At 64.3% G+C, this 24,216-nt stretch carries 21 protein-coding genes and 4 tRNA genes; 21 read left to right on the top strand and 4 right to left on the bottom strand.

Going from position 1 to position 24,216, the window contains the following annotated elements; all coding sequences use genetic code 11:
- The first annotated feature begins 59 nt into the window (after nt 1-59).
- From accD to MRBLPB4O_RS07600, 12 genes are all read left to right on the top strand, one after another.
- On the top strand, nt 60-953 hold the full coding sequence (gene accD, locus MRBLPB4O_RS07545; RefSeq protein WP_009686024.1) for an acetyl-CoA carboxylase, carboxyltransferase subunit beta: 894 nt from the start codon (nt 60-62) through the stop codon (nt 951-953).
- Nucleotides 953-2,260 carry a bifunctional tetrahydrofolate synthase/dihydrofolate synthase gene (gene folC / locus MRBLPB4O_RS07550; RefSeq protein ID WP_341797972.1) on the top strand — a complete coding sequence of 436 codons (1,308 nt, stop codon included), beginning with the start codon at nt 953-955 and terminating at the stop codon, nt 2,258-2,260. The genes accD and folC overlap by 1 nt, the downstream gene beginning before the upstream one ends.
- Nucleotides 2,244-2,909, top strand: coding sequence for an SPOR domain-containing protein (locus MRBLPB4O_RS07555; protein ID WP_016500860.1), 666 nt, complete (start codon nt 2,244-2,246; stop codon nt 2,907-2,909). The genes folC and MRBLPB4O_RS07555 overlap by 17 nt, the downstream gene beginning before the upstream one ends.
- Nucleotides 2,910-3,106: 197 nt before the next feature.
- Nucleotides 3,107-3,664 carry a CvpA family protein gene (locus MRBLPB4O_RS07560; RefSeq protein WP_016500859.1) on the top strand — a complete coding sequence of 186 codons (558 nt, stop codon included), beginning with the start codon at nt 3,107-3,109 and terminating at the stop codon, nt 3,662-3,664.
- A gap of 42 nt (nt 3,665-3,706) precedes the next feature.
- Nucleotides 3,707-5,212 carry an amidophosphoribosyltransferase gene (gene purF, locus MRBLPB4O_RS07565; RefSeq protein WP_016485526.1) on the top strand — a complete coding sequence of 502 codons (1,506 nt, stop codon included), beginning with the start codon at nt 3,707-3,709 and terminating at the stop codon, nt 5,210-5,212.
- Nucleotides 5,213-5,228: 16 nt separating this feature from the next.
- Nucleotides 5,229-6,440, top strand: coding sequence for an O-succinylhomoserine sulfhydrylase (locus MRBLPB4O_RS07570; protein ID WP_016500858.1), 1,212 nt, complete (start codon nt 5,229-5,231; stop codon nt 6,438-6,440).
- Entirely contained in the window at nt 6,437-7,210 is a 774-nt protein-coding gene (locus MRBLPB4O_RS07575; RefSeq protein ID WP_341797973.1) for an SDR family oxidoreductase, read from the top strand. Before MRBLPB4O_RS07570 ends, MRBLPB4O_RS07575 begins: the two co-directional genes overlap by 4 nt.
- Nucleotides 7,211-7,358: 148 nt before the next feature.
- A tRNA-Val gene (locus MRBLPB4O_RS07580) sits at nt 7,359-7,434 on the top strand.
- Nucleotides 7,435-7,499: 65 nt separating this feature from the next.
- Nucleotides 7,500-7,576, top strand: a tRNA-Asp gene (locus tag MRBLPB4O_RS07585).
- A gap of 100 nt (nt 7,577-7,676) precedes the next feature.
- Nucleotides 7,677-7,753, top strand: a tRNA-Asp gene (locus MRBLPB4O_RS07590).
- Nucleotides 7,754-7,894: 141 nt separating this feature from the next.
- A tRNA-Asp gene (locus MRBLPB4O_RS07595) sits at nt 7,895-7,971 on the top strand.
- Nucleotides 7,972-8,170: 199 nt separating this feature from the next.
- Nucleotides 8,171-9,001, top strand: coding sequence for a DUF2242 domain-containing protein (locus MRBLPB4O_RS07600; RefSeq protein WP_341797974.1), 831 nt, complete (start codon nt 8,171-8,173; stop codon nt 8,999-9,001).
- Nucleotides 9,002-9,354: 353 nt separating this feature from the next.
- Here the strand turns inward: MRBLPB4O_RS07600 and MRBLPB4O_RS07605 are convergent, their stop codons facing one another.
- Together MRBLPB4O_RS07605 and MRBLPB4O_RS07610 are read right to left on the bottom strand one after the other, a co-directional pair.
- Nucleotides 9,355-10,395: an AraC family transcriptional regulator gene (locus MRBLPB4O_RS07605; protein ID WP_341797975.1), complete on the bottom strand. Its 1,041-nt coding sequence runs from the start codon at nt 10,393-10,395 to the stop codon at nt 9,355-9,357.
- 4 nt (nt 10,396-10,399) lie between these two features.
- Nucleotides 10,400-11,518, bottom strand: coding sequence for a nitrilase-related carbon-nitrogen hydrolase (locus MRBLPB4O_RS07610; protein ID WP_341797976.1), 1,119 nt, complete (start codon nt 11,516-11,518; stop codon nt 10,400-10,402).
- Between the two features lie 191 nt (nt 11,519-11,709).
- On the opposite strand from MRBLPB4O_RS07610, the gene MRBLPB4O_RS07615 reads away from it, so the two are divergent.
- Together MRBLPB4O_RS07615 and MRBLPB4O_RS07620 are read left to right on the top strand one after the other, a co-directional pair.
- A complete protein-coding gene (locus MRBLPB4O_RS07615) occupies nt 11,710-13,746 on the top strand; it encodes an NADPH-dependent 2,4-dienoyl-CoA reductase (protein ID WP_341797977.1) in 2,037 nt (678 codons plus the stop codon).
- A gap of 51 nt (nt 13,747-13,797) precedes the next feature.
- A complete protein-coding gene (locus tag MRBLPB4O_RS07620) occupies nt 13,798-14,688 on the top strand; it encodes a pyridoxal-phosphate dependent enzyme (protein WP_341797978.1) in 891 nt (296 codons plus the stop codon).
- Here the strand turns inward: MRBLPB4O_RS07620 and MRBLPB4O_RS07625 are convergent.
- Together MRBLPB4O_RS07625 and MRBLPB4O_RS07630 are read right to left on the bottom strand one after the other, a co-directional pair.
- Nucleotides 14,679-15,224, bottom strand: coding sequence for a cytochrome b (locus MRBLPB4O_RS07625; RefSeq protein WP_341797979.1), 546 nt, complete (start codon nt 15,222-15,224; stop codon nt 14,679-14,681). The genes MRBLPB4O_RS07620 and MRBLPB4O_RS07625 overlap by 10 nt on opposite strands.
- A gap of 225 nt (nt 15,225-15,449) precedes the next feature.
- On the bottom strand, nt 15,450-16,427 hold the full coding sequence (locus MRBLPB4O_RS07630) for a DUF1853 family protein (protein WP_341797980.1): 978 nt from the start codon (nt 16,425-16,427) through the stop codon (nt 15,450-15,452).
- Nucleotides 16,428-16,470: 43 nt separating this feature from the next.
- Here MRBLPB4O_RS07630 and MRBLPB4O_RS07635 point away from each other — a divergent pair, with 43 nt between their 5' ends.
- The 7 genes from MRBLPB4O_RS07635 (at nt 16,471) to MRBLPB4O_RS07665 (ending at nt 24,208) form a co-directional block, all read left to right on the top strand.
- Nucleotides 16,471-17,361 carry an NAD(+) kinase gene (locus tag MRBLPB4O_RS07635; protein WP_341797981.1) on the top strand — a complete coding sequence of 297 codons (891 nt, stop codon included), beginning with the start codon at nt 16,471-16,473 and terminating at the stop codon, nt 17,359-17,361.
- Nucleotides 17,358-18,332 (top strand): metallophosphoesterase, encoded by a 975-nt coding sequence (locus tag MRBLPB4O_RS07640; protein WP_341798863.1) that lies wholly within the window; start codon nt 17,358-17,360, stop codon nt 18,330-18,332. Before MRBLPB4O_RS07635 ends, MRBLPB4O_RS07640 begins: the two co-directional genes overlap by 4 nt.
- On the top strand, nt 18,329-19,216 hold the full coding sequence (locus MRBLPB4O_RS07645; protein WP_341797982.1) for a rhomboid family intramembrane serine protease: 888 nt from the start codon (nt 18,329-18,331) through the stop codon (nt 19,214-19,216). Before MRBLPB4O_RS07640 ends, MRBLPB4O_RS07645 begins: the two co-directional genes overlap by 4 nt.
- A gap of 13 nt (nt 19,217-19,229) precedes the next feature.
- Nucleotides 19,230-19,490 carry a DUF1315 family protein gene (locus tag MRBLPB4O_RS07650; protein ID WP_016500845.1) on the top strand — a complete coding sequence of 87 codons (261 nt, stop codon included), beginning with the start codon at nt 19,230-19,232 and terminating at the stop codon, nt 19,488-19,490.
- Nucleotides 19,487-20,317 (top strand): DUF2797 domain-containing protein, encoded by an 831-nt coding sequence (locus tag MRBLPB4O_RS07655; RefSeq protein ID WP_341797983.1) that lies wholly within the window; start codon nt 19,487-19,489, stop codon nt 20,315-20,317. The genes MRBLPB4O_RS07650 and MRBLPB4O_RS07655 overlap by 4 nt, the downstream gene beginning before the upstream one ends.
- Before the next feature lie 13 nt (nt 20,318-20,330).
- Entirely contained in the window at nt 20,331-22,988 is a 2,658-nt protein-coding gene (pepN, locus tag MRBLPB4O_RS07660; RefSeq protein ID WP_341797984.1) for an aminopeptidase N, read from the top strand.
- A 191-nt stretch (nt 22,989-23,179) separates the two neighbouring features.
- Nucleotides 23,180-24,208 (top strand): YCF48-related protein, encoded by a 1,029-nt coding sequence (locus tag MRBLPB4O_RS07665; RefSeq protein WP_341797985.1) that lies wholly within the window; start codon nt 23,180-23,182, stop codon nt 24,206-24,208.
- Nucleotides 24,209-24,216: the final 8 nt, after the last annotated feature.

Below are 24,216 nucleotides of genomic sequence, written 5' to 3' on the forward strand. Positions count from 1 at the left end.
AAGGGCAGGGCAGGGCCGGTGAAGCCGACCCCCGCTTGCCAATACTGGAGAAAGAAAGCATGAGCAACTGGTTAGTCGACAAACTGATCCCTTCGATCATGCGTTCCGAGGTGAAGAAGAGCTCGGTGCCTGAGGGCCTGTGGCACAAGTGCCCGTCCTGCGAGGCCGTGCTGTATCGTCCGGAGCTGGAAAAGACCCTGGATGTCTGCCCCAAGTGCAACCACCACATGCGCATCGGCGCACGTGCGCGCATCGATATCTTCCTCGACGCGGAAGGCCGTGCCGAACTGGGTGCCGACCTGGAGCCGGTCGACCGCCTGAAGTTCCGTGACGGCAAGAAGTACAAGGACCGCCTGACCGGCGCCCAGAAGCAGACCGGCGAAAAAGACGCGCTGATCTCCATGAGTGGCACCCTGATGGGCATGCCGATCGTGGTCAGCGCCTTCGAATTCTCGTTCATGGGCGGCTCCATGGGGGCCATCGTCGGCGAGCGCTTCGTGCGTGCGGCCAACTACGCCCTGGAACACCGCTGCCCAATGGTCTGCTTCTCCGCTTCGGGCGGTGCGCGCATGCAGGAAGCGCTGATCTCGCTGATGCAGATGGCCAAGACCTCGGCCGTGCTGGCGCGCCTGCGCGAAGAAGGCATCCCGTTCATCTCGGTGCTGACCGACCCGGTGTACGGCGGCGTTTCCGCCAGCCTGGCGATGCTCGGCGACGTCATCGTCGGTGAGCCAAAGGCCCTGATCGGCTTCGCTGGCCCACGTGTGATCGAGCAGACCGTACGCGAGAAGCTGCCAGAAGGCTTCCAGCGCAGCGAGTTCCTGCTGGAGCACGGTGCTATCGACCTGATCATCTCCCGTGGCGAGCTGCGCCCGCGCCTGGCCCGCCTGCTGGCGCAGATGACCGGCCAGGAAACCCCGGAGCAAGCGCGTGAGGCGGCTGCCGTCGCGTGATGAAACAACGATCCCTGGGCGAATGGCTCGCCTACCTCGAGCAGTTGCACCCTTCGGCCATCGACATGGGCCTGGAGCGGTCGCAGAAGGTGCTTGCCCGGCTGGGGCTGGGCAAGCTGGCGCCCCGCGTGGTGACGGTGACCGGCACCAACGGCAAGGGCTCGACCTGCGCCTTCGTGGCCTCGCTGCTGCGCTCCCAGGGGCTCAAGGTCGGCGTTTACAGCTCGCCGCACCTGTTGCGTTACAACGAGCGGGTGGTGATCGATGGCCTAGAGGCCAGTGATGAGCGCCTGTGCGAAGCCTTTGCCGCCGTCGAGGCGGCGCGGGGCGAAATTTCCCTGACCTACTTCGAGATGGGCACGCTGGCCGCGTTCTGGTTGTTCTACCAGTCGCAGCTGGATGCCGTGGTGCTGGAAGTGGGCCTTGGTGGCCGCCTGGACACCGTGAACGTGGTGGATGCCGACCTGGCCCTGGTGACCAGTATCGGCGTCGACCATGTCGATTACCTGGGCGATACTCGCGAGCTTGTGGCCTTCGAGAAGGCCGGCATCTTCCGCGCGGGCAAGCCGGCCCTGTGCGGTGACCTGGACCCGCCGAAGCCGTTGCTGGACAAGGCCGCCGAACTGGCAGCGCCGCTGTTCCTGCGCGGTCGTGACTTCGATCTGGCCAGTGCCGATGGCAACTGGAGCTGGCGCGGTACGGCGGCTGATGGTGCGGAGGTAGAGCTGCGTGACCTGCCTTTGCTTGACCTGCCCATGGAAAACGCCACGCTGGCCCTGCAGGCTTACCTGCTGATGGGGCTGCCGTGGGATGCCGCGCAGGTGCGCCAGGCACTGCTGGATACCCGCATCACCGGCCGCCTCGACCGCCGCCTGCTGAACTGGCAGGGCAAGCCGGTGGAGCTGCTGCTGGATGTGGGGCACAACCCCCATGCAGCGGAGTACCTGGCCCGGCGCCTGGCGGCCCGGCCGCTCAAAGGGCGTCGCCTGGCGGTGTTCGGCCTGCTCGGAGACAAGGACCTGGACGGCGTTGTCGCGCCGCTGCAGGGCCTGGTCGACGACTGGGCCGTGGCGCCCCTGGATACCCCCCGCAGCCGCCCGGCTGCGGAACTGGCTACGGCCTTGACGAACCTCGGTGCTGCGGTGAAGTCTTATGTCAGCGTCGATGCCGCCCTTGAAGGGCAATGCGCGCAGGCGACGGCGGATGATCAGATCTTGCTGTTCGGTTCGTTTTTCTGTGTTGCCCAGGCGCTGGAGTGGCTGGAGCGGCACGCCCAGGAGGGTGGAGTAGATGGCAGTGCTGGATAAAGGGATGAAACAGCGCATGGTGGGTGCGCTGGTGCTGGTGGCGCTGGCGGTTATTTTCCTGCCGATGCTGTTCACCCGCGAGGACGAGATGCGCCAGGTGCACGTCGAAGCCCCGCAGGCACCGGCCATGCCAAGCCTGCCGGAAGTGAAAGTGGATCCGGTCGCCGTGCCGGAGCCGCAGGTCATTCCTGAAGAGCCGCAGCAGCCACCGGTGGTGGTCGACGAGTCCACTGCGCCGGCCGCTACGCCCAGCCAGCCAATCACGCCATCGCCGCAGACCCAGGCGCAGGTTCAGCCGGCCAAACCGCAGGTCCCGGCACCCAAGGTCGAGCCCAGGCCGGCGGCCACCCCGGCACCTGCCACGGCAGTGGCCAAGCCAGCTGCCCCCTCGAAGATCGACGTCAATGGCTTGCCTGTCAGCTGGTCCATCCAGTTGGCCAGCCTGTCCAACCGAGCCGGTGCCGAGAAGCTGCAGCAAACGCTGCGCAGTCAGGGCTACAACGCCTATATCCGCTCGGCGGGCGGGATGAACCGGGTGTATGTCGGGCCGCTGATCGAGCGGGCCGAAGCCGAGCGCACGCGCGACGCCATCAACCGCCAGAACAGCCTCAAGGGCTTTGTGGTGCGTTTCCAGCCAGAGCGCAGCTGAAAATCACCAGGGCGGCTTTGCCGCCCATCGCCGGCCAGCCAGTTCCCACCCCGATCGCACGGACCTCAAGGGCTGAGCTCTCCCTGTGGGGGCTGGCTTGCCGCGATGAAGCCAACACCATTCCGCCTGACATTCCGCTTACTCCCAGCGCATCGCTCTGGTAAAATGCGCCGCCTCAAACGTCTGCAGGCAGCACCGTGGCATTTACCTTGGTTGATTGGGCGATCATCGCGATCATCGCCGTCTCCACACTGATCAGTCTCAAGCGCGGCTTCGTCAAGGAAGCCTTGTCCTTGCTCATCTGGATCATTGCCGGTGCGGTTGCCTGGATGTTCGGCGGTTCGCTCTCGGTGTATCTTGAGAGCTATATCCAGACGCCATCGATGCGCGTCATCGCCGGCTGCGCCATTCTTTTCGTCGCCACCTTGCTGGTGGGGGCCATGGTCAACTTCCTCGTCGGTGAGCTGATCCGTGTGACCGGGCTGTCCGGTACTGATCGTTTCCTGGGCATGGCCTTCGGCGCCGCGCGCGGGGCCTTGCTGGTAGTGGTGGCCATCGGCCTGATCAGCCTGGGGCCTGTTCAACAAGACACCTGGTGGCAGGAATCACGCCTGATACCACAATTTCTCTTGGTCGCCGACTGGTCGAAAAACCTGATTTTGGGTTTCACCGGCCAGTGGTCGCCCAGTGGGTTGATCAGCGCTCCGGCTGATCTTCCGTTCAAGGAACAGTTGCTCGGTCCGTCCCGGCCCTGAGCGCTATTCACTCAAGTTTCGTCAAAGTAGGGGTTGCGTCGCATGTGTGGCATCGTCGGTATCGTCGGTAAGTCGAACGTCAATCAGGCGCTGTATGACGCGCTTACGGTCCTCCAGCACCGCGGCCAGGACGCTGCCGGTATCGTGACCAGCCATGACGGCCGGTTGTTCCTGCGCAAGGATAATGGCCTGGTACGCGACGTCTTCCAGCAGCGCCACATGCAGCGCCTGGTAGGTAGCATGGGCATTGGCCACGTGCGCTACCCGACTGCGGGCAGCTCGACCTCGGCCGAGGCCCAGCCGTTCTACGTCAACTCGCCATATGGCATCACCCTGGCCCACAACGGCAACCTGACCAACGTCGAGCAGTTGGCCAAGGAGATCTACGAGTCCGACCTGCGCCACGTCAACACCAACTCCGACTCGGAAGTGCTGCTGAACGTGTTCGCCCATGAGCTGGCGGTGCGCGGCAAGCTGCAGCCGACCGAAGAAGACGTGTTCGCTGCTGTTTCCCACGTGCACAGCCGCTGCGTAGGCGGTTACGCCGTGGTGGCGATGGTCACCGGTTACGGCATCGTCGGTTTCCGCGACCCCCACGGCATCCGCCCGGTGGTGTTCGGCCAGCGCCACACCGACGAAGGCGTGGAATACATGATCGCCTCGGAAAGCGTGGCCCTGGACGTGCTCGGCTTCACCCTGATCCGCGACCTGGCGCCGGGCGAAGCGGTATACATCACCGAAGAAGGCCAGCTGTTCACCAAGCAGTGCGCCGAATCGCCAAAACTGCAGCCGTGCATTTTCGAGCACGTCTACCTGGCGCGCCCGGACTCGATCATCGACGGTATTTCGGTGTACAAGGCCCGTCTGCGCATGGGTGAGAAACTGGCCGACAAGATCATGCGCGAACGCCCGGAGCATGACATCGACGTGGTCATCCCGATCCCGGACACCAGCCGCACTGCCGCGCTGGAGCTGGCCAACCGCCTGGGCGTCAAGTTCCGCGAAGGCTTCGTCAAGAACCGCTACATCGGCCGTACCTTCATCATGCCCGGCCAGGCCGCGCGCAAGAAATCGGTACGCCAGAAGCTCAACGCCATCGAACTGGAATTCCGCGGCAAGAACGTGATGCTGGTGGACGACTCGATCGTACGCGGCACCACCTGCAAGCAGATCATCCAGATGGCCCGCGAAGCCGGTGCCAAGAATGTCTACTTCTGCTCCGCAGCCCCAGCAGTACGCTACCCCAACGTCTACGGCATCGACATGCCGAGTGTTCACGAACTGATCGCCCACAACCGTACCACCGAACAAGTGGCCGAGTTGATTGGCGCCGACTGGCTGATCTATCAGGACCTGCCAGACCTGATCGACTCGGTCGGTGGCGGCAAGATCAAGATCGACCACTTCGATTGCGCGGTGTTCAACGGTGAGTACGTCACCGGCGATATCGACGATGCCTACCTCGAGCGTATCGAGCAGGCCCGTAATGACCTGGCCAAGGTCAAGAACCAGGCCGTCAGCGCGATCATCGACCTCTACAACAACTGATTCAGGGAGCGACGGCATGACAGATCAATGGGATGCCGGGCGACTGGACAGCGACCTCGAGGGTGTCGGTTTCGACACCCTGGCGGTGCGCGCCGGTCAACACCGTACACCCGAGGGCGAGCACAGCGAAGCGCTGTTCCTGACCTCCAGCTACGTGTTCCGCACGGCCGCCGACGCGGCCGCGCGCTTTGCCGGTGAAACGCCGGGCAACGTCTATTCCCGTTACACCAACCCGTCGGTGCGTGCCTTCGAGGAGCGCCTGGCGGCCATGGAGGGCGCCGAGCAGGCCGTGGGTACATCTACCGGCATGGCGGCGATCCTGGCCGTGGTGATGTCGCTGTGCAGTGCCGGTGACCACGTGCTGGTGTCGCAGAGCGTGTTCGGCTCGACCATCAGCCTGTTCGAGAAGTACTTCAAGCGTTTTGGCGTGCAGGTGGACTACGTGCCACTGGTCGACCTCGGCGGCTGGGAAAAGGCCATCAAGGCCAATACCAAGCTGCTGATCGTCGAGTCGCCGTCCAACCCGCTGGCCGAGCTGGTCGATATCACCGCGCTCAGTGAAATCGCCCATGCGCGCGGTGCCATGCTGGTGGTGGACAACTGCTTCAGCACCCCGGCGCTGCAGCAGCCACTGAAGCTGGGTGCCGACATCGTGTTCCACTCGGCCACCAAGTTCATCGACGGCCAGGGCCGTTGCATGGGGGGCGTGGTTGCCGGCCGTGCCGAGCAGATGAAAGAAGTGGTGGGCTTCCTGCGTACCGCAGGCCCGACGCTCAGCCCGTTCAATGCCTGGATCTTCACCAAGGGCCTGGAAACCTTGCGCCTGCGCATGCGTGCGCACTGCGAAAGCGCCCAGGCCCTGGCCGAATGGCTGGAGCAGCAGGACGGCGTGGAGAAGGTGCATTACGCCGGCCTGCCCAGCCACCCGCAGCACGAACTGGCCAAGCGCCAGATGAGTGGCTTTGGTGCGGTGGTGAGCTTCGAGGTCAAGGGCGGTAAAGAGGGCGCCTGGCGCTTCATCGACGCCACCCGGGTAATTTCCATCACCACCAACCTGGGTGACAGCAAGACCACCATCGCCCACCCGGCTACCACCTCCCACGGCCGCCTGTCGGCGCAGGAGCGTGAAGCCGCCGGTATCCGCGACAGCCTGATCCGCGTTGCCGTAGGCCTGGAAGATGTGGCCGACCTGCAGGCTGACCTTGCACGCGGGCTGGCCGCACTGTGATCGAAATCCGCGGCAGTACCCCGGGCCAGAATGGCCGGGTAGCCTTGGTCACCGGTGCCGCGCGCGGCATCGGCCTGGGCATTGCCGCATGGCTGATCTGTGAAGGCTGGCAGGTGGTGCTGAGCGACCTGGACCGTCAGCGTGGCGGCAAAGTGGCCAAGGCCTTGGGCGACAATGCCTGGTTCATCACCATGGACGTCGCCGACGAGGCCCAGGTCATTGCCGGGGTGTCCGAAGTGCTTGGGCAGTTCGGTCGGCTGGACGCGCTGGTGTGCAATGCGGCCATCGCCAACCCGCACAACCAGACGCTGGAAAGCCTGAGCCTGGCACAGTGGAACCGGGTGTTGGCGGTTAACCTCAATGGCCCGATGCTGCTGGCCAAGCATTGTGCGCCGTACCTGCGTGCGCACAACGGGGCCATCGTCAACCTCACTTCTACCCGGGCGCAGCAGTCCGAGCCCGACACCGAGGCCTACGCAGCGAGCAAGGGCGGCCTGGTGGCCTTGACCCATGCCCTGGCCATGAGCCTGGGCCCGGAGATTCGTGTCAATGCAGTGAGCCCGGGCTGGATCGATGCCCGTGACCCGTCGCAGCGCCGTGCCGAGCCGCTGACCGAGGCCGACCATGCCCAACACCCGACGGGCAGGGTAGGCACCGTAGAAGATGTGGCGGCGATGGTTGCCTGGCTGTTGTCGCGCCAGGCGGCGTTTGTCACCGGTCAGGAGTTTGTGGTCGATGGCGGCATGACCCGCAAGATGATCTACACCTGAGCTCGGCGCTGTAAGGGAAGGGGACCGAAAGGTCCCTTTTCTGTTTTTGCTTTTTTTGAAAAAAATTCAATGGGGCTATTGACTTAGCTTCGCCACCTGCGTAAATTTCGCGGCCTCAGAGAAGCAAACGCAACAAGCAACACAGCGAGGGTGATTAGCTCAGCCGGGAGAGCATCTGCCTTACAAGCAGAGGGTCGGCGGTTCGATCCCGTCATCACCCACCACTTCCTGAGAAGTTCCTGGTGCAAAAGTTTCGCAAGAAGCCGATAGCCAGAGAGGAACGCACTGCGCAGCGGTAGTTCAGTCGGTTAGAATACCGGCCTGTCACGCCGGGGGTCGCGGGTTCGAGTCCCGTCCGCTGCGCCATTTTTCAGTAACAGATGGGTGCCATGCACCGGTCTGAAGCCACAAGGCAAAATGCCTTTGGCTGATCCCAGTTTCAATCAGGCGCAAGCCTGAACGATACGCAGCGGTAGTTCAGTCGGTTAGAATACCGGCCTGTCACGCCGGGGGTCGCGGGTTCGAGTCCCGTCCGCTGCGCCATCTTCGTTTCAAGGTCCCTAGAACACCTTGAAGCAAACACAAGAGAAGCGATCGTGTTGTCGCTTTTTTTGTGCCTGCCCTGAGGCCATTGCGCCGGAAGGGTAGACCCAGGTTTCAATCGGGCGCAAGCCTGAATGATACGCAGCGGTAGTTCAGTCGGTTAGAATACCGGCCTGTCACGCCGGGGGTCGCGGGTTCGAGTCCCGTCCGCTGCGCCATCTTAGCCTCAAGGCCCCTTGAACGCCTTGAAGCACGAAAAAAGCGACCTTCGGGTCGCTTTTTTTGTTTCTACGGCTGGAAACCCCCGGCTTTACCCAGATTTACGCCAACCTGACAGACTCTTCACCGACCAGTGGTTCCTGTGCCTGCCTGCTGTGTTGCACAATAGGCACCTTCTCGACTTACCCGGAATTCGCAATGACCAGATCTTCCGTCTTTGGTGCGCTCGGGCTGGCCCTGGTGCTGGCGGGGGTGGCCGGTTGTTCCTCGAAAAAAACCGCCGTGTACGAGCACGAGAACTTCGATGACTCGGGTACCTTCTCGCGCAGTTTTCCGGTGAGCGATGCCGGCTCCTGCGAGGCCGCCCGGCGTGCCTTGCTCAGCCAGGGCTACATCATCACCAACAGCGGCACCAACCAGGTGGTGGGCAACAAGAGCTTCCAGCAGAACAGCGAGAACCACCTGCAGATCAGCTTCAACGTGACCTGCGCGCCGGATGTGAGCGACGAGCAGCGTTCGACCATGTTCGCCAACGCCCTGCAGGACCGTTACGCCCTGAAAAAGTCCAACACCTCCGCCAGCCTGGGCGTGGGCGTGCTGGGTTCGGTATCGATGCCGATCGGCTCCAGCGACGACTCGATGGTCAAGGTGGCCAGCGAAACGGTGACGGCGGCGCAGTTCTATGACCGGTATTTCGCCCTGGTAGAGAGCTACCTGCCCAAACCGAAGCCGAAGAAGGTCGAAGAGGCCAAGGTCGAGGCGCCCAAGGTACAGAAACCCGCGGTGGAACTGGGGCTGCCGGAGCAGGCAGCTGCGAACCCGGTGGCACCTGCCCCGGCTCCGGAAGCCGTACCTGTGGCGCAAGTTGCACCAGCGGCTGCGGCCGTTGCCCCGGCCAGTGAAGCAGCAGCGGCACCGGTGGTGAATGACAGCCAGGGCTCGCAGCCGGTCGCGCCGCCGGCCGAAGCAGCGCCGATTCAGGTGCAGCAGGAAGCCCAGCCTGCCGAGGCCGCGTCGCCTTCCCTTTGACGGGGCGCCCGTACCGGCCCTTTCGCGGGCTTGCCCGCTCCCACATGTAATGCGCAAGTTTCAGAGCTTGTGAAGGACCTGTGGGAGCGGGCAAGCCCGCGAAGAGGCCGGTACAGGCTTTCAACATTCCCTGTTACAGACACCCCGCGATAACTTCCTGAACACCTGCTACGTTTATCACTCATAAGCTTGTCATCATCTCTTCATCCCACCTGCCTAGGCTGAAGGTGATACCTACGAAGACATAACGAGCAAAGAGGACGCAGGGCGATGGATGAATACCAGGAAGAACTACTCGAAACCCAGGCTTACGAACTGGACACCCCGGAACCGGCTGAAGACGCTACCGAGCTTTAGCCCGCCCGCCGCTGGCTGCGGCGGAACTCCCCCGGCGTAAGGCCCGTCCAGCGCTTGAACGCGCGCTGGAAGGCCTCGGCCGAAGCAAACCCCAACAGATAGGCAATCTCGCCAAAGGCCAGCTCCGTGTCACGGATATAGGTCTCGGCCAGGTCGCGCCGCGTTTCATTGAGCAAGTCGCGAAAGCGCGTGCCTTCCTCGGCCAGCTTGCGGCGCAGGGTCCAGGTGGGCAACTGCAAGTGCAGCGCCACTTCTTCCAGGTCCGGTTCACGGCCGCCATTGAGCAGCGGGCCCAGCAGATGAGTAATGCGCTCACCCAGGCTGCGCACCCGCGTAAGCTGTTGCATTTGCGCCTCACACAGCTGCAGCAGGTGCTGCCAGGTGCTTGGGCAGTGCCTGGGGTTGGCCAGCTGCAGTGTGGCGCGGCTCAGACGCAGCTGGTTGCCCTCGGCCGCGAACTGTACGGGTGCGCTGCACAGCGGCTGATAGCGCGCCGCATAGGGAGGCGCGGAAAATTCGATGTCCAGGCGCTCGGCCTGCACCGTTGTGCCAGCCAGATCGGCCAGCTGCGCCAGCCAGCCGGCAAGCAGTGAATCCACCACGAAGCGGTTGTAGGCGTTGTAGGGGCTGATGGAGTAGAAGCGCAACCAGGCGCCCTGGGCATCTTCCTCGAAGCTGGAATGGCCACGGTAGTTGGCCGCATACAGTGGCTCGAAGCGCAGCAGGGTGCGCGCCGCATCGCCCAAGGTCGGCGCCTGGGCGGCGGTGACCCCGGCGAGACCGGCATGCGCCAGTCGGCTCAGGCGCCCCATGTGCAGGCCCAGCGCGGCGTCACCGCACAGCTCGATGGCGGCGTGGCCCAGGTGCATGTAACGGGGGATCGACAAGCGCGCGCCGGCCTCTGCGAGGCGGGGTGCATCCAGGCCATAGCGGCGCAGCAGAGGCTCAGGCTCGTGACCCAGTTCGCGCAGGGCATCGGTCAGCGGCTGGACAAAGCCTACCGAAAGGTCGCCCAGGCGTACACGGGGGCGGGCCATGGGCCTATAGCCACAAGTTCAGCAGGCGAGCGCCATGGCTGGGGGTACCCGCCAGCAACTCACCCGACTGGCGGGCAAAGCCCTGGCCGTCGCTGGCCTGTTCCCAGAACTGCCCGCGCATGAACACGCTCATGCTGCTGACGCTGGCCCCTGCGGCCTCGGTCAGGCGTTGCCAGGCGCTCTGTTCGCTGACCTCGCCACGTTGCAGGGGCAGCCCGGCGCTGGCCTCCTGGTGGCGATTGCCACGCCATGGCGCTTCCCAACTGCCCTTGCCGCTGAGGAATACCGGGTTGGCGATCAGTTGTACCGCTTGTTGTGCCAGTTGCTGATGGTTTTCCGGGTACCAGCTGTCACTGCCCACCAGTACACCCAGGCGCCCGGCAGGGGTTTGCACCACTTGCAGGGGTTGTTGGCGGCCATCGTGGACATAGCGGCGCATTTCACTGTCGGGGAATTGCTGGCGCTGTGGCTGGCCCAGCAGTGAGCCATCACCGGCAAACACCAGGCTGCTATTGAACAGCGGGCCACTGCCGGCGTGCAGCACGCCCTGTTTCACGTATGGCGCAGGCAGCACGATGGAGCCAGCCACCAGGGTGACGCCAAACTCTTTGGCCAGCCCGCCGAACAGCTGTTGGTAGTCCGCGGCCATCTGCTCGGCCTTCATGCGCAGGTGTGCATCCGCGCGCCAATCGTCGCCGTCGGCACCCAGCATGGCCAGGCCGTAACGCAGCGGGTTGCTCAGCTCCAGCCATTGCAAGGCCTCGCGGCTTTGCGTGACCTGATACAGCTCGTTCTTTTCCCCGCGAGCCCATAGCCAGGTACCGATGTGCTCCGGCAGCACCACCACCGTGCGCGGGCTCACCAGGCCCTGGGCGCGGGCCTGCTCCAGATAGGCTGCCAGCTTGCGGTGAAGGCGTTGCAGGTTCTGGTAGTCGCCTGGGTACAGCAGCGGCTCGACGCCCAGCAGGTTGCCGTGCTCGCCCGGTACGCCATGGTTGAGTGCCAGCTCGATGCGCAGGTCGGAAAGGTAGTGGCCTTCCGGGCGCTGTTGGGTCCAGAAACCGTAGCCGCAGAGGGAAGCGATCATCACCAGCGCCAGGGCGCTTGCCAGGAGTTTTCGCATGAAACAGGACGACGCCTTAAGAAACGAGGGTTCCCTAGCGTAGTCCTGCTGTTCGTCAGGATCAATAACTTGTCAGTTTCGATCATTGAGCCAATTCAAACGGCTGTTTAATGTCGCTGACAGACAAACGACGGGCCCCGCCGACCAGTGAGGTGCCCGCATCCCGTGATCACGCCACCAGGGGACCTTCCATGGCCGCCGACCGCTACCCGCACCTGCTCGCTCCGCTGGACCTGGGCTTCACCACTCTGCGCAACCGCACCTTGATGGGCTCGATGCACACCGGCCTCGAAGAGCGCCCCGGCGGCTTCGAGCGCATGGCCGCGTACTTTGCCGAACGCGCCCGGGGCGGCGTCGGCCTGATGGTCACGGGCGGCATTGCGCCCAACGATGAAGGCGGGGTGTATTCCGGCGCGGCCAAGCTCAGCACCGAGGAAGAAGCCGACAAGCACCGCATCGTCACCGAAGCCGTGCACGCCGCCGGTGGCAAGGTGTGCCTGCAGATCCTGCATGCCGGGCGCTACGCCTACAGCCCACGGCAGGTGGCACCTAGCGCAATCCAGGCGCCGATCAACCCGTTCAAGCCCAAAGAGCTGGACGAGGAGGGCATCGAGAAACAGATCGCCGACTTCGTCAATTGCGCGGCACTGGCCCTGCGCGCCGGCTACGACGGCGTCGAGATCATGGGTTCGGAGGGCTACTTCATCAATCAGTTCCTGGCTGCCCATACCAACCACCGCACCGACCGCTGGGGCGGCAGCTACGAAAACCGCATGCGCCTGGCGGTGGAAATCGTCAGCCGGGTGCGCGGCGCGGTAGGGCCGAATTTCATCATCATCTTCCGCCTGTCGATGCTCGACCTGGTCGAGGGTGGCAGCACCTGGGACGAGATCGAGCTGCTGGCCAAGGCCATCGAGCAGGCCGGCGCGACCTTGATCAACACCGGCATCGGCTGGCACGAAGCGCGTATCCCGACCATTGCCACCAAGGTCCCGCGTGCGGCATTTACCAAAGTAACCGCCAAGCTGCGTGGTGTGGTGAGCATTCCGTTGATCACCACCAACCGTATCAATACGCCGGAAGTGGCCGAAGCCGTATTGGCCGAAGGCGATGCCGACATGGTCTCGATGGCCCGGCCGTTCCTGGCCGACCCGGACTTCGTCAACAAGGCAGCGGCTGGCCGCGCCGACGAGATCAATACCTGCATCGGCTGCAACCAGGCCTGCCTGGACCATACTTTTGGCGGCAAGCTGACCAGCTGCCTGGTCAACCCGCGTGCCTGCCACGAAACCGAGCTCAACTACCTGCCAGTACGGGCAGTGAAGCGCATTGCCGTGGTTGGCGCCGGCCCCGCCGGTTTGGCTGCGGCCACCGTGGCAGCCGAGCGTGGCCATGCGGTGACGCTGTTTGACGCCGCCAGCGAAATCGGCGGCCAGTTCAACGTGGCCAAGCGGGTGCCTGGCAAGGAGGAGTTCTTCGAAACCCTGCGCTATTTCCGCAACAAGGTGAAAAACACGGGCGTGGACCTGCGCCTGAATACCCGTGTCGACGTACAGGCGTTGGTGAGCGGCGGCTACGACGAAATCATCCTGGCCACTGGCATCGCACCGCGTACCCCGGACATCCCAGGTGTCGAGCATGCCAAGGTGCTCAGCTACCTGGACGTGCTGCTTGAGCGCAAGCCGGTGGGCAAGGCGGTTGCGGTGATTGGTGCGGGTGGCATCGGTTTCGATGTGTCCGAGTACCTGGTGCACGAGGGCGTGGCCACCAGCCAGGACCGTGAGGCGTTCTGGAAGGAGTGGGGCATCGATACCCAGCTTGAGGCGCGTGGTGGTGTGGCCGGGGTCAAGGCCGAGCCGCATGCCCCGGCGCGCCAGGTCTACCTGTTGCAGCGCAAGAAGTCCAAGGTGGGTGATGGCCTGGGCAAGACGACCGGCTGGATTCACCGCACCGGGTTGAAGAACAAGCGGGTGCAGATGCTGAACAGCGTCGAGTACCTGGGTATCGACGATGCCGGTTTGCACATCCGCGTGGCGGACGGCGAGCCGCAGGTGCTGCCGGTGGACAACGTGGTGATCTGCGCCGGGCAGGACCCGCTGCGTGAGTTGCAGGACGGCCTGGTGGCGGCGGGGCAGTCGGTGCACCTGATTGGCGGGGCCGATGTGGCGGCCGAGCTGGATGCCAAACGGGCGATCAACCAAGGTTCAAGGCTGGCGGCTGAGCTCTGAGGTTGCTGGGGCCGCACAGCGGCCCCAGGATTTCGCTGGTAAACTCGCACGATGCTTTTCGACTTCCCTCAAGCGCCCCTGCAACCCCTGAGCCTGCCTTGGCTGGCAATTGCCAATGTCGAGGCCGCCATCCTGCGGCTGGACCTGATCGACCCACTGATCAGCGGCAACAAGTGGTTCAAGCTTCGCCATCACCTGCAGCAAGCCAGCGTCAGCAAAGCCCCGGGCCTGATCAGCCTCGGCGGCAACCATTCCAACCACCTGCACGCCCTGGCCGCCGCCGGCAAGCGCTTCGGCTTCGCCACCGCCGGCCTGCTGCGGGGTCACGCTCAGGAAACACCTACGGTGCGTGACCTTCAGGCGCTGGGCATGGAGCTGCACTGGCTGGGCTACGGCGGCTACCGCGCGCGCAACGAACCCGGATTCTGGGGGCCCTGGCAGGCACGCTACCCAGGCTGGCATTGCATTCCGGAAGGCGGCGGCGGGCCGGCCGGTGCACAGGGCTGTGGCCTGATCATGGAACAGGCACGCGCGCAGATCACGGCACTGGGCTGGTCGGGCTACGATGCCTGGTGGCTGGCTGCCGGAACAGGTACTACCTTGGCCGGCCTGGTACTGGCCGAGGCGGGTGCACATGCCGTCCATGGCGCGCTGGCTGTGCCCAGGGATCATGGTGTGCCGGACGCGGTGACAGCATTGGCCGGTGCGCACGGCTACCAGCTACACGACGCTTGCCGTGGCGGTTTCGGCAAATTCGACGATGAGCTGCTGGGATTCGTCGCAGAGTGCGAGCTGCACAGCGGTGTACCGCTTGAAGCCCTCTACACCGGCAAGGCCCTGCTGGCCTTGCGTGATCAGGTCGAGGCCGGGCTGTTCGCGCCCGGCACCCGCCTGATCGTGGTACACACCGGTGGCCTGCAGGGCCGGCGAGGTTACTTGTAGGGCAGCATGCGCAGCAGCGTGTTGTCGCGCTGCACATAGTGGTGGTACAGCCCGGCCACCGCGTGCAGGCCGATCAGCCAGTAGCCCCAGCTGCCCACGCGTTCATGCCAGCCTTTGATGAACTTGGCCTGGTCCGGGTCCGGACCGATCAGGTGCGGCAGTTCCAGGCCGAAGAACGGCACCGGTTTGTCGGCGGCGCTGAGGATCAGCCAGCCGGCCAGCGGCAGGCCGATCATCAGCAGGTACAGCGCCAGGTGCATCAGGTGCGCAAGGCCGGTCTGCCAGGCCGGCGGCTTGGGCACGATGGGCGGGGTAGGGCGGCTCAGGCGCATGGCCAGGCGCAGCCAGACCAGCACGAACACGCTGAGCCCGAGCATGAAGTGCAGGTCCTTCATCAGGTTGCGTTCGGCACTGTCCTTGGGGAACAGGCCGCGCAATTCGATGAGTGCATAGACAGCGGCCAGCAGCACCAGCATCAGCCAATGCAGGGCAATGGACAGGCGCGCGTAATGGGTCGCGGGGGTGGATGAAACCATGATCGGTCCTCGTCATCAGGTCAAAATGGCGCTCTTGCTGGCGCTCAGGTACCACTGTAGTGGTTACCAGAAACAAATCTTTGCGCTAGGTCTGTGAAAATTGTGTTGCCTGTGCCGGCCTCTTCGCAGCACAAGGCTGCTCCTACACGGGCAGCACGGCTCTCAAGACCTGTACGGTCCCTGTAGGAGCAGCCTTGTGCTGCGAAGAGGCCGGGTCAGGCAACATCATGCCTGCGCTGAAAATGGCCAACTGTCAGCCACCAGAAACACCCGCTCCACCTCCTGCCAGGCACCATCAGCATCAGGCTCCAACCTCACCAGCAACTGCGCCGGCGCCTGCCGCTCAAGCATGTGCAACCAGGCCGCAAACTGCTCCACCGTCCAGCCGTCGCCTGCCTCGACCCGCGCAGGTGCCAGCCAGGCATGCCGCTGCAATGGCTGCCAATGCTCACCCTCTGCCATGACCCAGTCCCGCCGGCGCACCCAGCGCCCGCGCAAGTGCTGCGGGTTGGCGCCCGCAGGTGGTTCGGCATGCCCAGGCCACGGATAGAACAGGTAGCCACCCAGCCACACGTGTGCCTGCACCTGCTCAACCCCCAACCGTGCCAACAGCTCGCGGCTGTGCGCGCCGTTCGACATGGGCAACTGGTGCCCGGTCAGGTGCGCAAGCTTGGTCTCCAGCCGGTCATGGCACCCAGGCCCCAGCCAGGCATGCGGGTCGTGCCCGGCGTCTTGCGGCCCCAGGTACAACTTGATCGCCAGCTCAAGGTGGTGCACACCGTCGCGGTCGCGCAGCACCACGTCCAGCTCGCCCAGGGTGTGCCCACCGTCACGGATTGCCAGGTTGGCCGCCAGCAGCTCGATGCCGGGTGCCTGGCCCAGGGCAAATTGCCACAGCCGTTCGTAGTAAAGCCCCAGCCGCCGGCTGCCGAGCTTTGCCAGCCAATCGCGCAACGGGCGATCGTCGGCATCCAGCGCCCGCAACCAGCCCTCGAGGCGCTGCGGCTGCTCCGCCCAGAGGCTGCCCGTCAGCGGGTGGCGCTGGGGGCAGGGCGGGGCGCTGAGCAGGGGCGGCGACAGCAGGGCCCAGGCCAGGTCGCGCACGGCGGGGCGGCGTAGCTGCCGGGGCAGGTCGTTGAGCAGGGCGAATGGAGTCATCCAGCGAGCATAGCCGGTTTGCCGCTGCCCGGTGGTTTCGCCCATAATCGGTCCATCGTCACCCGTCGCAGAGCCCCGCAGGAGCCCCATGGAGCAATTTCGCAATATCGGTATCATCGGTCGCCTTGGCAGCTCGCAGGTGCTCGACACCATTCGCCGACTGAAAAAATTCCTCCTCGAGCGCCACTTGCATGTGATTCTCGAAGACACCATTGCCGAAGTACTGCCCGGCCATGGCCTGCAAACCTCCACCCGCAAGCTGCTGGGCGAGGTCTGTGACCTGGTCATCGTGGTCGGCGGCGACGGCAGCCTGCTGGGCGCCGCCCGCGCCCTGGCCCGGCACAACATTCCGGTGCTGGGCATCAACCGTGGCAATTTGGGCTTCCTCACCGACATCCGCCCCGACGAGCTGGAAGAGAAAGTGGCGCAAGTGCTCGACGGCCACTACCTGGTGGAAAACCGCTTCCTGCTGCAGGCCGAGGTGCGTCGCCACCACGAAGCCATCGGCCAGGGTGATGCGCTGAACGACGTGGTTCTGCACCCGGGCAAGTCCACGCGCATGATCGAGTTCGAGATCTACATCGACGGCCAGTTCGTCTGCAGCCAGAAGGCCGACGGCCTGATCGTCGCCACCCCCACCGGTTCCACCGCCTACGCGCTGTCGGCCGGTGGCCCGATCATGCACCCCAAGCTCGACGCCATCGTCATCGTGCCAATGTACCCGCACACCCTGTCGGGCCGGCCGATCGTGGTCGACGGCAACAGCGAGCTGAAGATCGTGGTGTCCAAGGACCTGCAGATCTACCCGCAGGTGTCCTGTGACGGCCAGAACCACTTTACCTGCGCCCCCGGCGACACCATCACGGTGAGCAAGAAACCGCAGAAGCTGCGCCTTATCCACCCGCTGGACCACAATTACTACGAGGTCTGCCGCACCAAACTGGGTTGGGGCAGCCGTCTGGGGAGCAGGGACGACTGATGCTCGATCCGGCGCGAAGTTTCGACATCATTGGTGACGTGCACGGCTGTGCACTGACCCTTGAACGCCTGCTCGACGCCCTCGGTTACAAGCGTGTGGCCGGCGTGTGGCGCCACCCAAGGCGCCTGGCGCTGTTCCTGGGCGATATCGTCGACCGCGGGCCACGCATTCGCGAGGCGCTGCACATCGTCCATGACATGGTCGAGGCCGGCCAGGCGTTCTGCATCATGGGCAACCACGAATACAACGCCCTGGGCTGGGTCACCCCGGCGCTGCCCGGCAGCGGCAAGGCCTATGTGCGCGAGCACACGCCACGCCACGCCCGGCTGATCGACGAAACCCTCACCCAGTTCGCCAACCACCCCGGCGACTGGCACGACTTCGTCAACTGGTTCTACCAGCTGCCGCTGTTCATCGACGCCGGGCGCTTCCGCCTGGTGCACGCCTGCTGGGACCCGCGGTTGATCGAGCCGCTGCGCCAGCAATACCCTGACGGGCGCATTGATGAGCACTTCATCCAGGCCTCGGCGGTGAGTGGCAGTTTCGCCGACACGGTGTGCAACCGCCTGCTGCGCGGCACCGACATGCGCCTGCCGGACGGCCTGACCCTGACCGGCGGCGACGGCCTGACCCGTGCCTTCTTCCGCACCAAGTTCTGGGAAGAAGACCCGCAAACCTACGGCGACATCGTGTTCCAGCCCGATGCCCTGCCCGAAGAGGTGGCCAGTACCCCGCTCAGCCACAGCCAGAAGAACGCCTTGCTGCGTTATGCCGAAGACGAGCCGTTGCTGTTCGTTGGCCACTACTGGCGCAGCGGCCGGCCGGCGCCGATCCGCGCCAACCTGGCCTGCCTGGACTACAGCGCCGTGCTCTACGGCAAGCTGGCCGCCTATCGGCTGGATGATGAAACCCGCATCGACCCGCACAAGTTCGTCTGGGTCGACGTCGACCGCCCACAGGCCAACCAATGAACATTATCGAAGTGATGCGCCTGCCGCTGTCGGTCGACCTCAGCGGCTTCATCCACCTGCTGCAGCGCCTGCAGGTGCCGCACCGGGTGAGCGAGGACGGCGATGCCCAGGTGCTCTGGGCTCCTGACACCCTGGTTGAAGACGTGCTGCAACTCTACCAACGCTACCCCGACGGCAATGCCGACATCCAGGTGGCAGAGGAACCAGGGCAAGCGAGCATGCCCACGAATAGCCCCACACAGCCCTCCCTGGTAGAACAGGCCAAAGCCTGCAAGGTCACCACCCTAACCCTGCTGTTGTGTTTCATCGTCGCCGGCCTCACCAGCCTGGGCGACAACTTCACCACCATCAGCTGGTTCACCTTCCTCGACTTCCGCGTCCAGGGCGACTACCTGTATTTCAGCTCGCTGGCGCAAGTTCTGGACGAAGGCCAGTGGTGGCGCCTGGTATCGCCCATGCTGCTGCACTTCGGTGTGCTGCACCTGGCCATGAACAGCCTGTGGTACTGGGAGCTGGGCAAGCGAATCGAACTGCGCCAGGGCCCCTGGATGCTGCTGGGCCTGACCCTGCTGTTCAGCCTGGTGTCCAACCTGGCCCAGCACTACACCAGCGGGCCGAGCCTGTTCGGCGGCCTGTCTGGCGTGCTGTACGGTTTGCTCGGGCATATCTGGCTGTATCAGTGGCTGGCGCCCAATCGTTACTTCAACCTGCCAAAGGGCGTGCTGGTGATGATGCTGATCTGGCTGGTGGTATGCCTGACCGGTGTGGTCGGCACGCTGGGCCTCGGCCAGATCGCCAACGCCGCCCATGTTGGCGGGTTGCTCATCGGATGCCTGACCGGGCTCTTGGGTGGGGCGCTGGCCCGGCGTAAACTGTCGGCTTGAATCAGGAGACACTATGTCCACTTTCGCGCAAATGATTGAAAACATCACACCGGAAATCTACGAGAGCCTGAAACTGGCCGTGGAAATCGGCAAATGGTCCGATGGCCGCAAGCTCACCGCCGAGCAAAAAGAGCTTTCGCTGCAAGCCGTGATCGCCTGGGAGATCCAGAACCTGCCCGAAGACCAGCGCACCGGCTACATGGGCCCGCAGGAATGCGCATCGAAGTCTGCGCCGATCGCCAACATTCTGTTCAAATCGGACTCGGTACATTGATCGAACTCGCTCGTGGCTCGTTGAGCAAAATGGCGGTAAGCCTGCAGGCACCCGTGGTGCAATACAGCTTCCGCCTGGATGACACGCAGGTGCCGGTCAACCCGCTGATCGGCCAGCGCCTGCGCCTGGAATACCTCGGCGCCATTCACTGCAACCACTGCGGCAAACGCACCAAGACCAGCTTCAGCCAGGGGTACTGCTACCCGTGCATGACCAAGCTGGCCCAGTGCGATGTGTGCATCATGGCCCCGGAAAAATGCCACTACGACGCTGGCACCTGTCGCGAGCCGTCGTGGGGCGAACAGTTCTGCATGACCGACCACGTGGTCTACCTGGCCAATTCGTCAGGGATCAAGGTCGGCATCACCCGCGCCACTCAGCTGCCCACCCGCTGGCTCGACCAGGGCGCCAGCCAGGCCCTGCCGATCATGCGTGTGGCTACCCGTCAGCAGTCAGGCCTGGTCGAAGACGTGCTGCGCAGCCAGGTGCCGGACCGCACCAACTGGCGCGCGCTGCTCAAAGGCGATGCCGAGGTGCTCGACTTGCCGGCTATCCGCGATCAGATCTTCGACGCCTGCGCCGATGGCCTGCGTGAGTTGCACGGGCGCTTTGGCCTGCAGGCGATCCAGCCGCTGGCCGACGCCGAAGTGGTGCAGATGAAGTACCCGGTCGAGGCCTACCCGAAAAAGATCGTCAGCTTCAACCTCGACAAGGACCCGGTGGCCGAAGGCACGCTGCTGGGCATCAAGGGCCAGTACCTGATCTTCGACACCGGTGTGATCAATATTCGCAAGTACACGGCCTACCAGTTGGCCGTGCTCCAGTAAAAAGGACCTGCACATGCGTACCGAACAACCGCAAGTGATCTACCTGAAGGATTACCAGGCGCCCGAGTACCTGATCGACGAGACGCACCTGACCTTCGAGCTGTTCGAGGACCACACCCTGGTTCACGCGCAACTGGTGATGCGCCGCAACCCGGCACGCGGTGCCGGCCTGCCGCCGCTGGTGCTCGACGGCCAGCAGCTGGAACTGCTGCGCGCCGCGCTGGACGACCAGGAACTGCAGGCGGGCGACTACCAGCTCGAAGCCGACAGCCTGACGCTGCACCCCAAGGCCGAGCAGTTCACCCTCGACACCAGCGTAAAGATCCACCCCGAGAGCAACACCGCGCTGGAAGGCCTGTACAAGTCGGGCAAGATGTTCTGCACCCAGTGCGAGGCCGAGGGCTTCCGCAAGATCACCTACTACCTCGACCGCCCGGACGTGATGAGCACCTTCACCACCACGGTGATCGCCGAGCAGCATCGCTACCCGGTGTTGTTGTCGAACGGCAACCCAACGGGCAGCGGGCCGGCCGAGGACGGCCGCCACTGGGCCACCTGGGAAGACCCGTTCAAGAAGCCGGCCTACCTGTTCGCGCTGGTGGCCGGTGACTTGTGGTGCGTCGAGGACAACTTCACACGTCAGTCTGGCCGCGATGTGATGCTGCGCATCTATGTCGAGCCCGAAAACCTCGACAAGTGCGACCACGCCATGGTCAGCCTGAAGAAGTCCATGCGCTGGGACGAAGAAGTCTACGGCCGCGAGTACGACCTGGACATCTTCATGATTGTTGCGGTCAACGACTTCAACATGGGCGCCATGGAAAACAAGGGCCTGAACATCTTCAATTCCAGCTGTGTGCTGGCCCGTGCCGAAACCGCCACCGATGCCGCGCACCAGCGCGTCGAAGGCGTGGTCGCCCACGAGTACTTCCACAACTGGTCGGGTAACCGTGTCACCTGCCGTGACTGGTTCCAGCTGTCGCTGAAAGAAGGCTTCACGGTGTTCCGCGATGCCGAGTTCAGCGCCGACATGAACTCGCGCACGGTCAAGCGCATCGAAGACGTCGCCTACCTGCGCACCCACCAGTTCGCCGAAGACGCCGGCCCCATGGCCCACCCCGTGCGCCCGGACAGCTTCATCGAAATCTCCAACTTCTACACCCTGACCGTGTACGAGAAGGGCGCCGAAGTGGTACGCATGGTCCGTACCCTGCTAGGTAACGAAGGCTTCCGCAAAGGCAGCGACCTGTACTTCGAACGCCATGATGGCCAGGCGGTGACCACCGACGACTTCATCAAGGCCATGGAAGACGCCAACGGCGTCGACTTCACCCAGTTCAAGCGCTGGTACAGCCAGGCCGGTACCCCGCGCCTGGAAGTCAGCGAAGCCTATGACGCTGCTGCGCAGACCTACAGCCTGGCCTTCCGCCAGAGCTGCCCGCAAACCCCGGACAAGGCCGAAAAGCTCCCGTTCGTGATCCCGGTCGAGCTGGGCCTGCTGGACGCCGAAGGCAATGACCTGCCGCTGCGTCTGGCCGGTGAGCCGGCTGCTGGCGGTACCAGCCGTGTGCTGTCGGTGACCGAGGGCGAGCAGACGTTCACCTTCGAGGGTATCCAGGCCAAGCCGTTGCCCTCGCTGCTGCGCGGCTTCAGCGCCCCGGTGAAGCTCAGCTTCCCTTACAACCGCGACCAGCTGATGTTCCTGATGCAGCACGACAGCGACGGTTTCAACCGCTGGGAAGCGGGCCAGCAGCTGTCGGTGCAGGTACTGCAAGAACTGATCGGCCAGCATCAACGCGGCGAAGCCCTGAAACTCGACCAGCGCCTGATCACTGCCCTGGGCACCGTGCTGGGCAACGAGTCGCTGGACGCCGCCATGGTTGCCGAAATGCTTTCGCTGCCGGGCGAGGCCTACCTCACCGAAATCAGCCAGGTGGCCGACGTCGATGCCATCCACGCTGCCCGTGAGTTCGCCCGCCAGCAGATCGCCGCACAGCTGTTCGACGCCCTGTGGGCGCGCTACCAGGCCAACCGTGAAGTGTCGCGCAGCACCCCTTATGTGGCCTCTGCCGAGCACTTCGCCCGCCGTAGCCTGCAGAACATCGCCCTGTCGTACCTGATGCAGAGCGGCAAGCCGCAGGTGCTGGAAGCGACCCTGGAGCAGTTCGATCAGTGCGACAACATGACCGAACGCCTCACGGCCCTGGCGGTGCTGGTCAACTCGCCGTTCGAAGCCGAGCGGGCCAAGGCCCTGGAAGCCTTTGCCGAGCACTTCAAGGACAACCCGCTGGTCATGGACCAGTGGTTCAGCGTGCAGGCGGCCAGCGCGCTGCCGGGCGGGCTGGCGCGGGTCAAGGCGTTGATGCAGCACCCGGCGTTCACCCTGAAGAATCCGAACAAGGTACGTGCGCTGGTGGGTGCCTTTGCCGGGCAGAACCTGGTCAACTTCCATGCGGCAGATGGCTCGGGCTACCGTTTCCTGGCGGACCTGGTGATCGAGCTGAATGCGCTGAACCCGCAGATTGCCTCGCGTCAACTGGCACCGCTGACCCGCTGGCGCAAGTATGACGCTGCGCGTCAGGCCCTGATGAAGGGCGAGCTGGAGCGGATCTTGGCTTCGGGTGAGCTGTCCAGTGATGTGTATGAAGTGGTGAGCAAGAGCCTGGCGTAAGCCTGGTAGATCATGGGGCCGCGAAGCGGCCCCCTGCATTCCCGGATAACAAAACATAACACCCCGCCCGTTGTATCCCCGCCAACATCCCCGCTACGATCCCCTCAAGCTATTGCAGGCCTCTAGATCAGGCTTTTCGCAGTACCTGCAATGCATTGACCCACCAACAAGAACACAACAAGGGGGCAGTCATGAGGGAACCGCTATGGGCGCCAGCCAGGCGTGGTGCCTGGCCATGGGCGGCCAGCGCAGTGCTGGCACTGGCTTTGGGGGTGTGGGCCGACAGTGCCCAGGCCGCCGCCGCCGACGAATACTCCACCGAATCCGCCAAGGCCAGCCAAAGCCTGTTGATCGACGCCACCCATGCCGGCAAGCGCCTGGTGGTGGTGGGTGATCGCGGCCACATTCTGTTCTCCGACGACCAGGGCAGCACCTGGACCCAGGCCCGGGTCCCCACCCGGCAGTTGCTCACCGCCGTGTTCTTCCTCGATGACAAGCGCGGCTGGGCGGTCGGCCATGATGCGCAGATCCTCGCCAGCAACGACGGCGGGGCCACCTGGAGCAAGCAGTTCGAAGACCTCGCCCGCGAAGCGCCCTTGCTCGATGTTGCCTTCCTTGACGCCCAGCACGGCTTTGCCGTGGGTGCCTACGGCGCCTTGCTGGAAACCACAGACGGCGGGCAGCACTGGCAGGACGTGGCCGAGCGCCTGGACAACCCTGACCAGTTGCACCTGAACGGTATCGCCCGGGTGCGTGACGCCGGCCTGTTCATCGTGGGCGAGCAGGGTGGCATGTTCCGCTCCGCCGACAACGGCCAGACCTGGTCCAAAGTCCAGGGCCCTTACGAGGGCTCGCTGTTCGGCGTGATCGGCACCGCCCAGCCAAACGCCCTGCTTGCGTACGGCCTGCGCGGCAACCTGTTCCGTTCCACCGATTTTGGCGACAGCTGGCAGCCGATCGAACTCAAGGCCGCGCGCGGTAACCTCGAATTCGGCCTGGCAAGCGCTACGCTTCTCGATGATGGCACCCTGGTGCTGGTCGGCAACGGCGGCAGCGTGCTGCGCAGCGCCGATGGCGGTCAGACCTTCAGCGTGTACAACCGCGCCGACCGCATCGCCTTGGCTGGCGTCAGCGGCCTGGCCAATGGCGGCCTGCTGCTGGTAGGGCAGGGCGGTGTACACCTGGCGGATGCCCAGGGTGCCGAGGGGGCGAGCCAATGACCAGCAGG

The sequence above is a fragment of the Pseudomonas sp. LPB4.O genome, from assembly GCF_038383825.1.
GTDB lineage: Bacteria > Pseudomonadota > Gammaproteobacteria > Pseudomonadales > Pseudomonadaceae > Aquipseudomonas > Aquipseudomonas putida.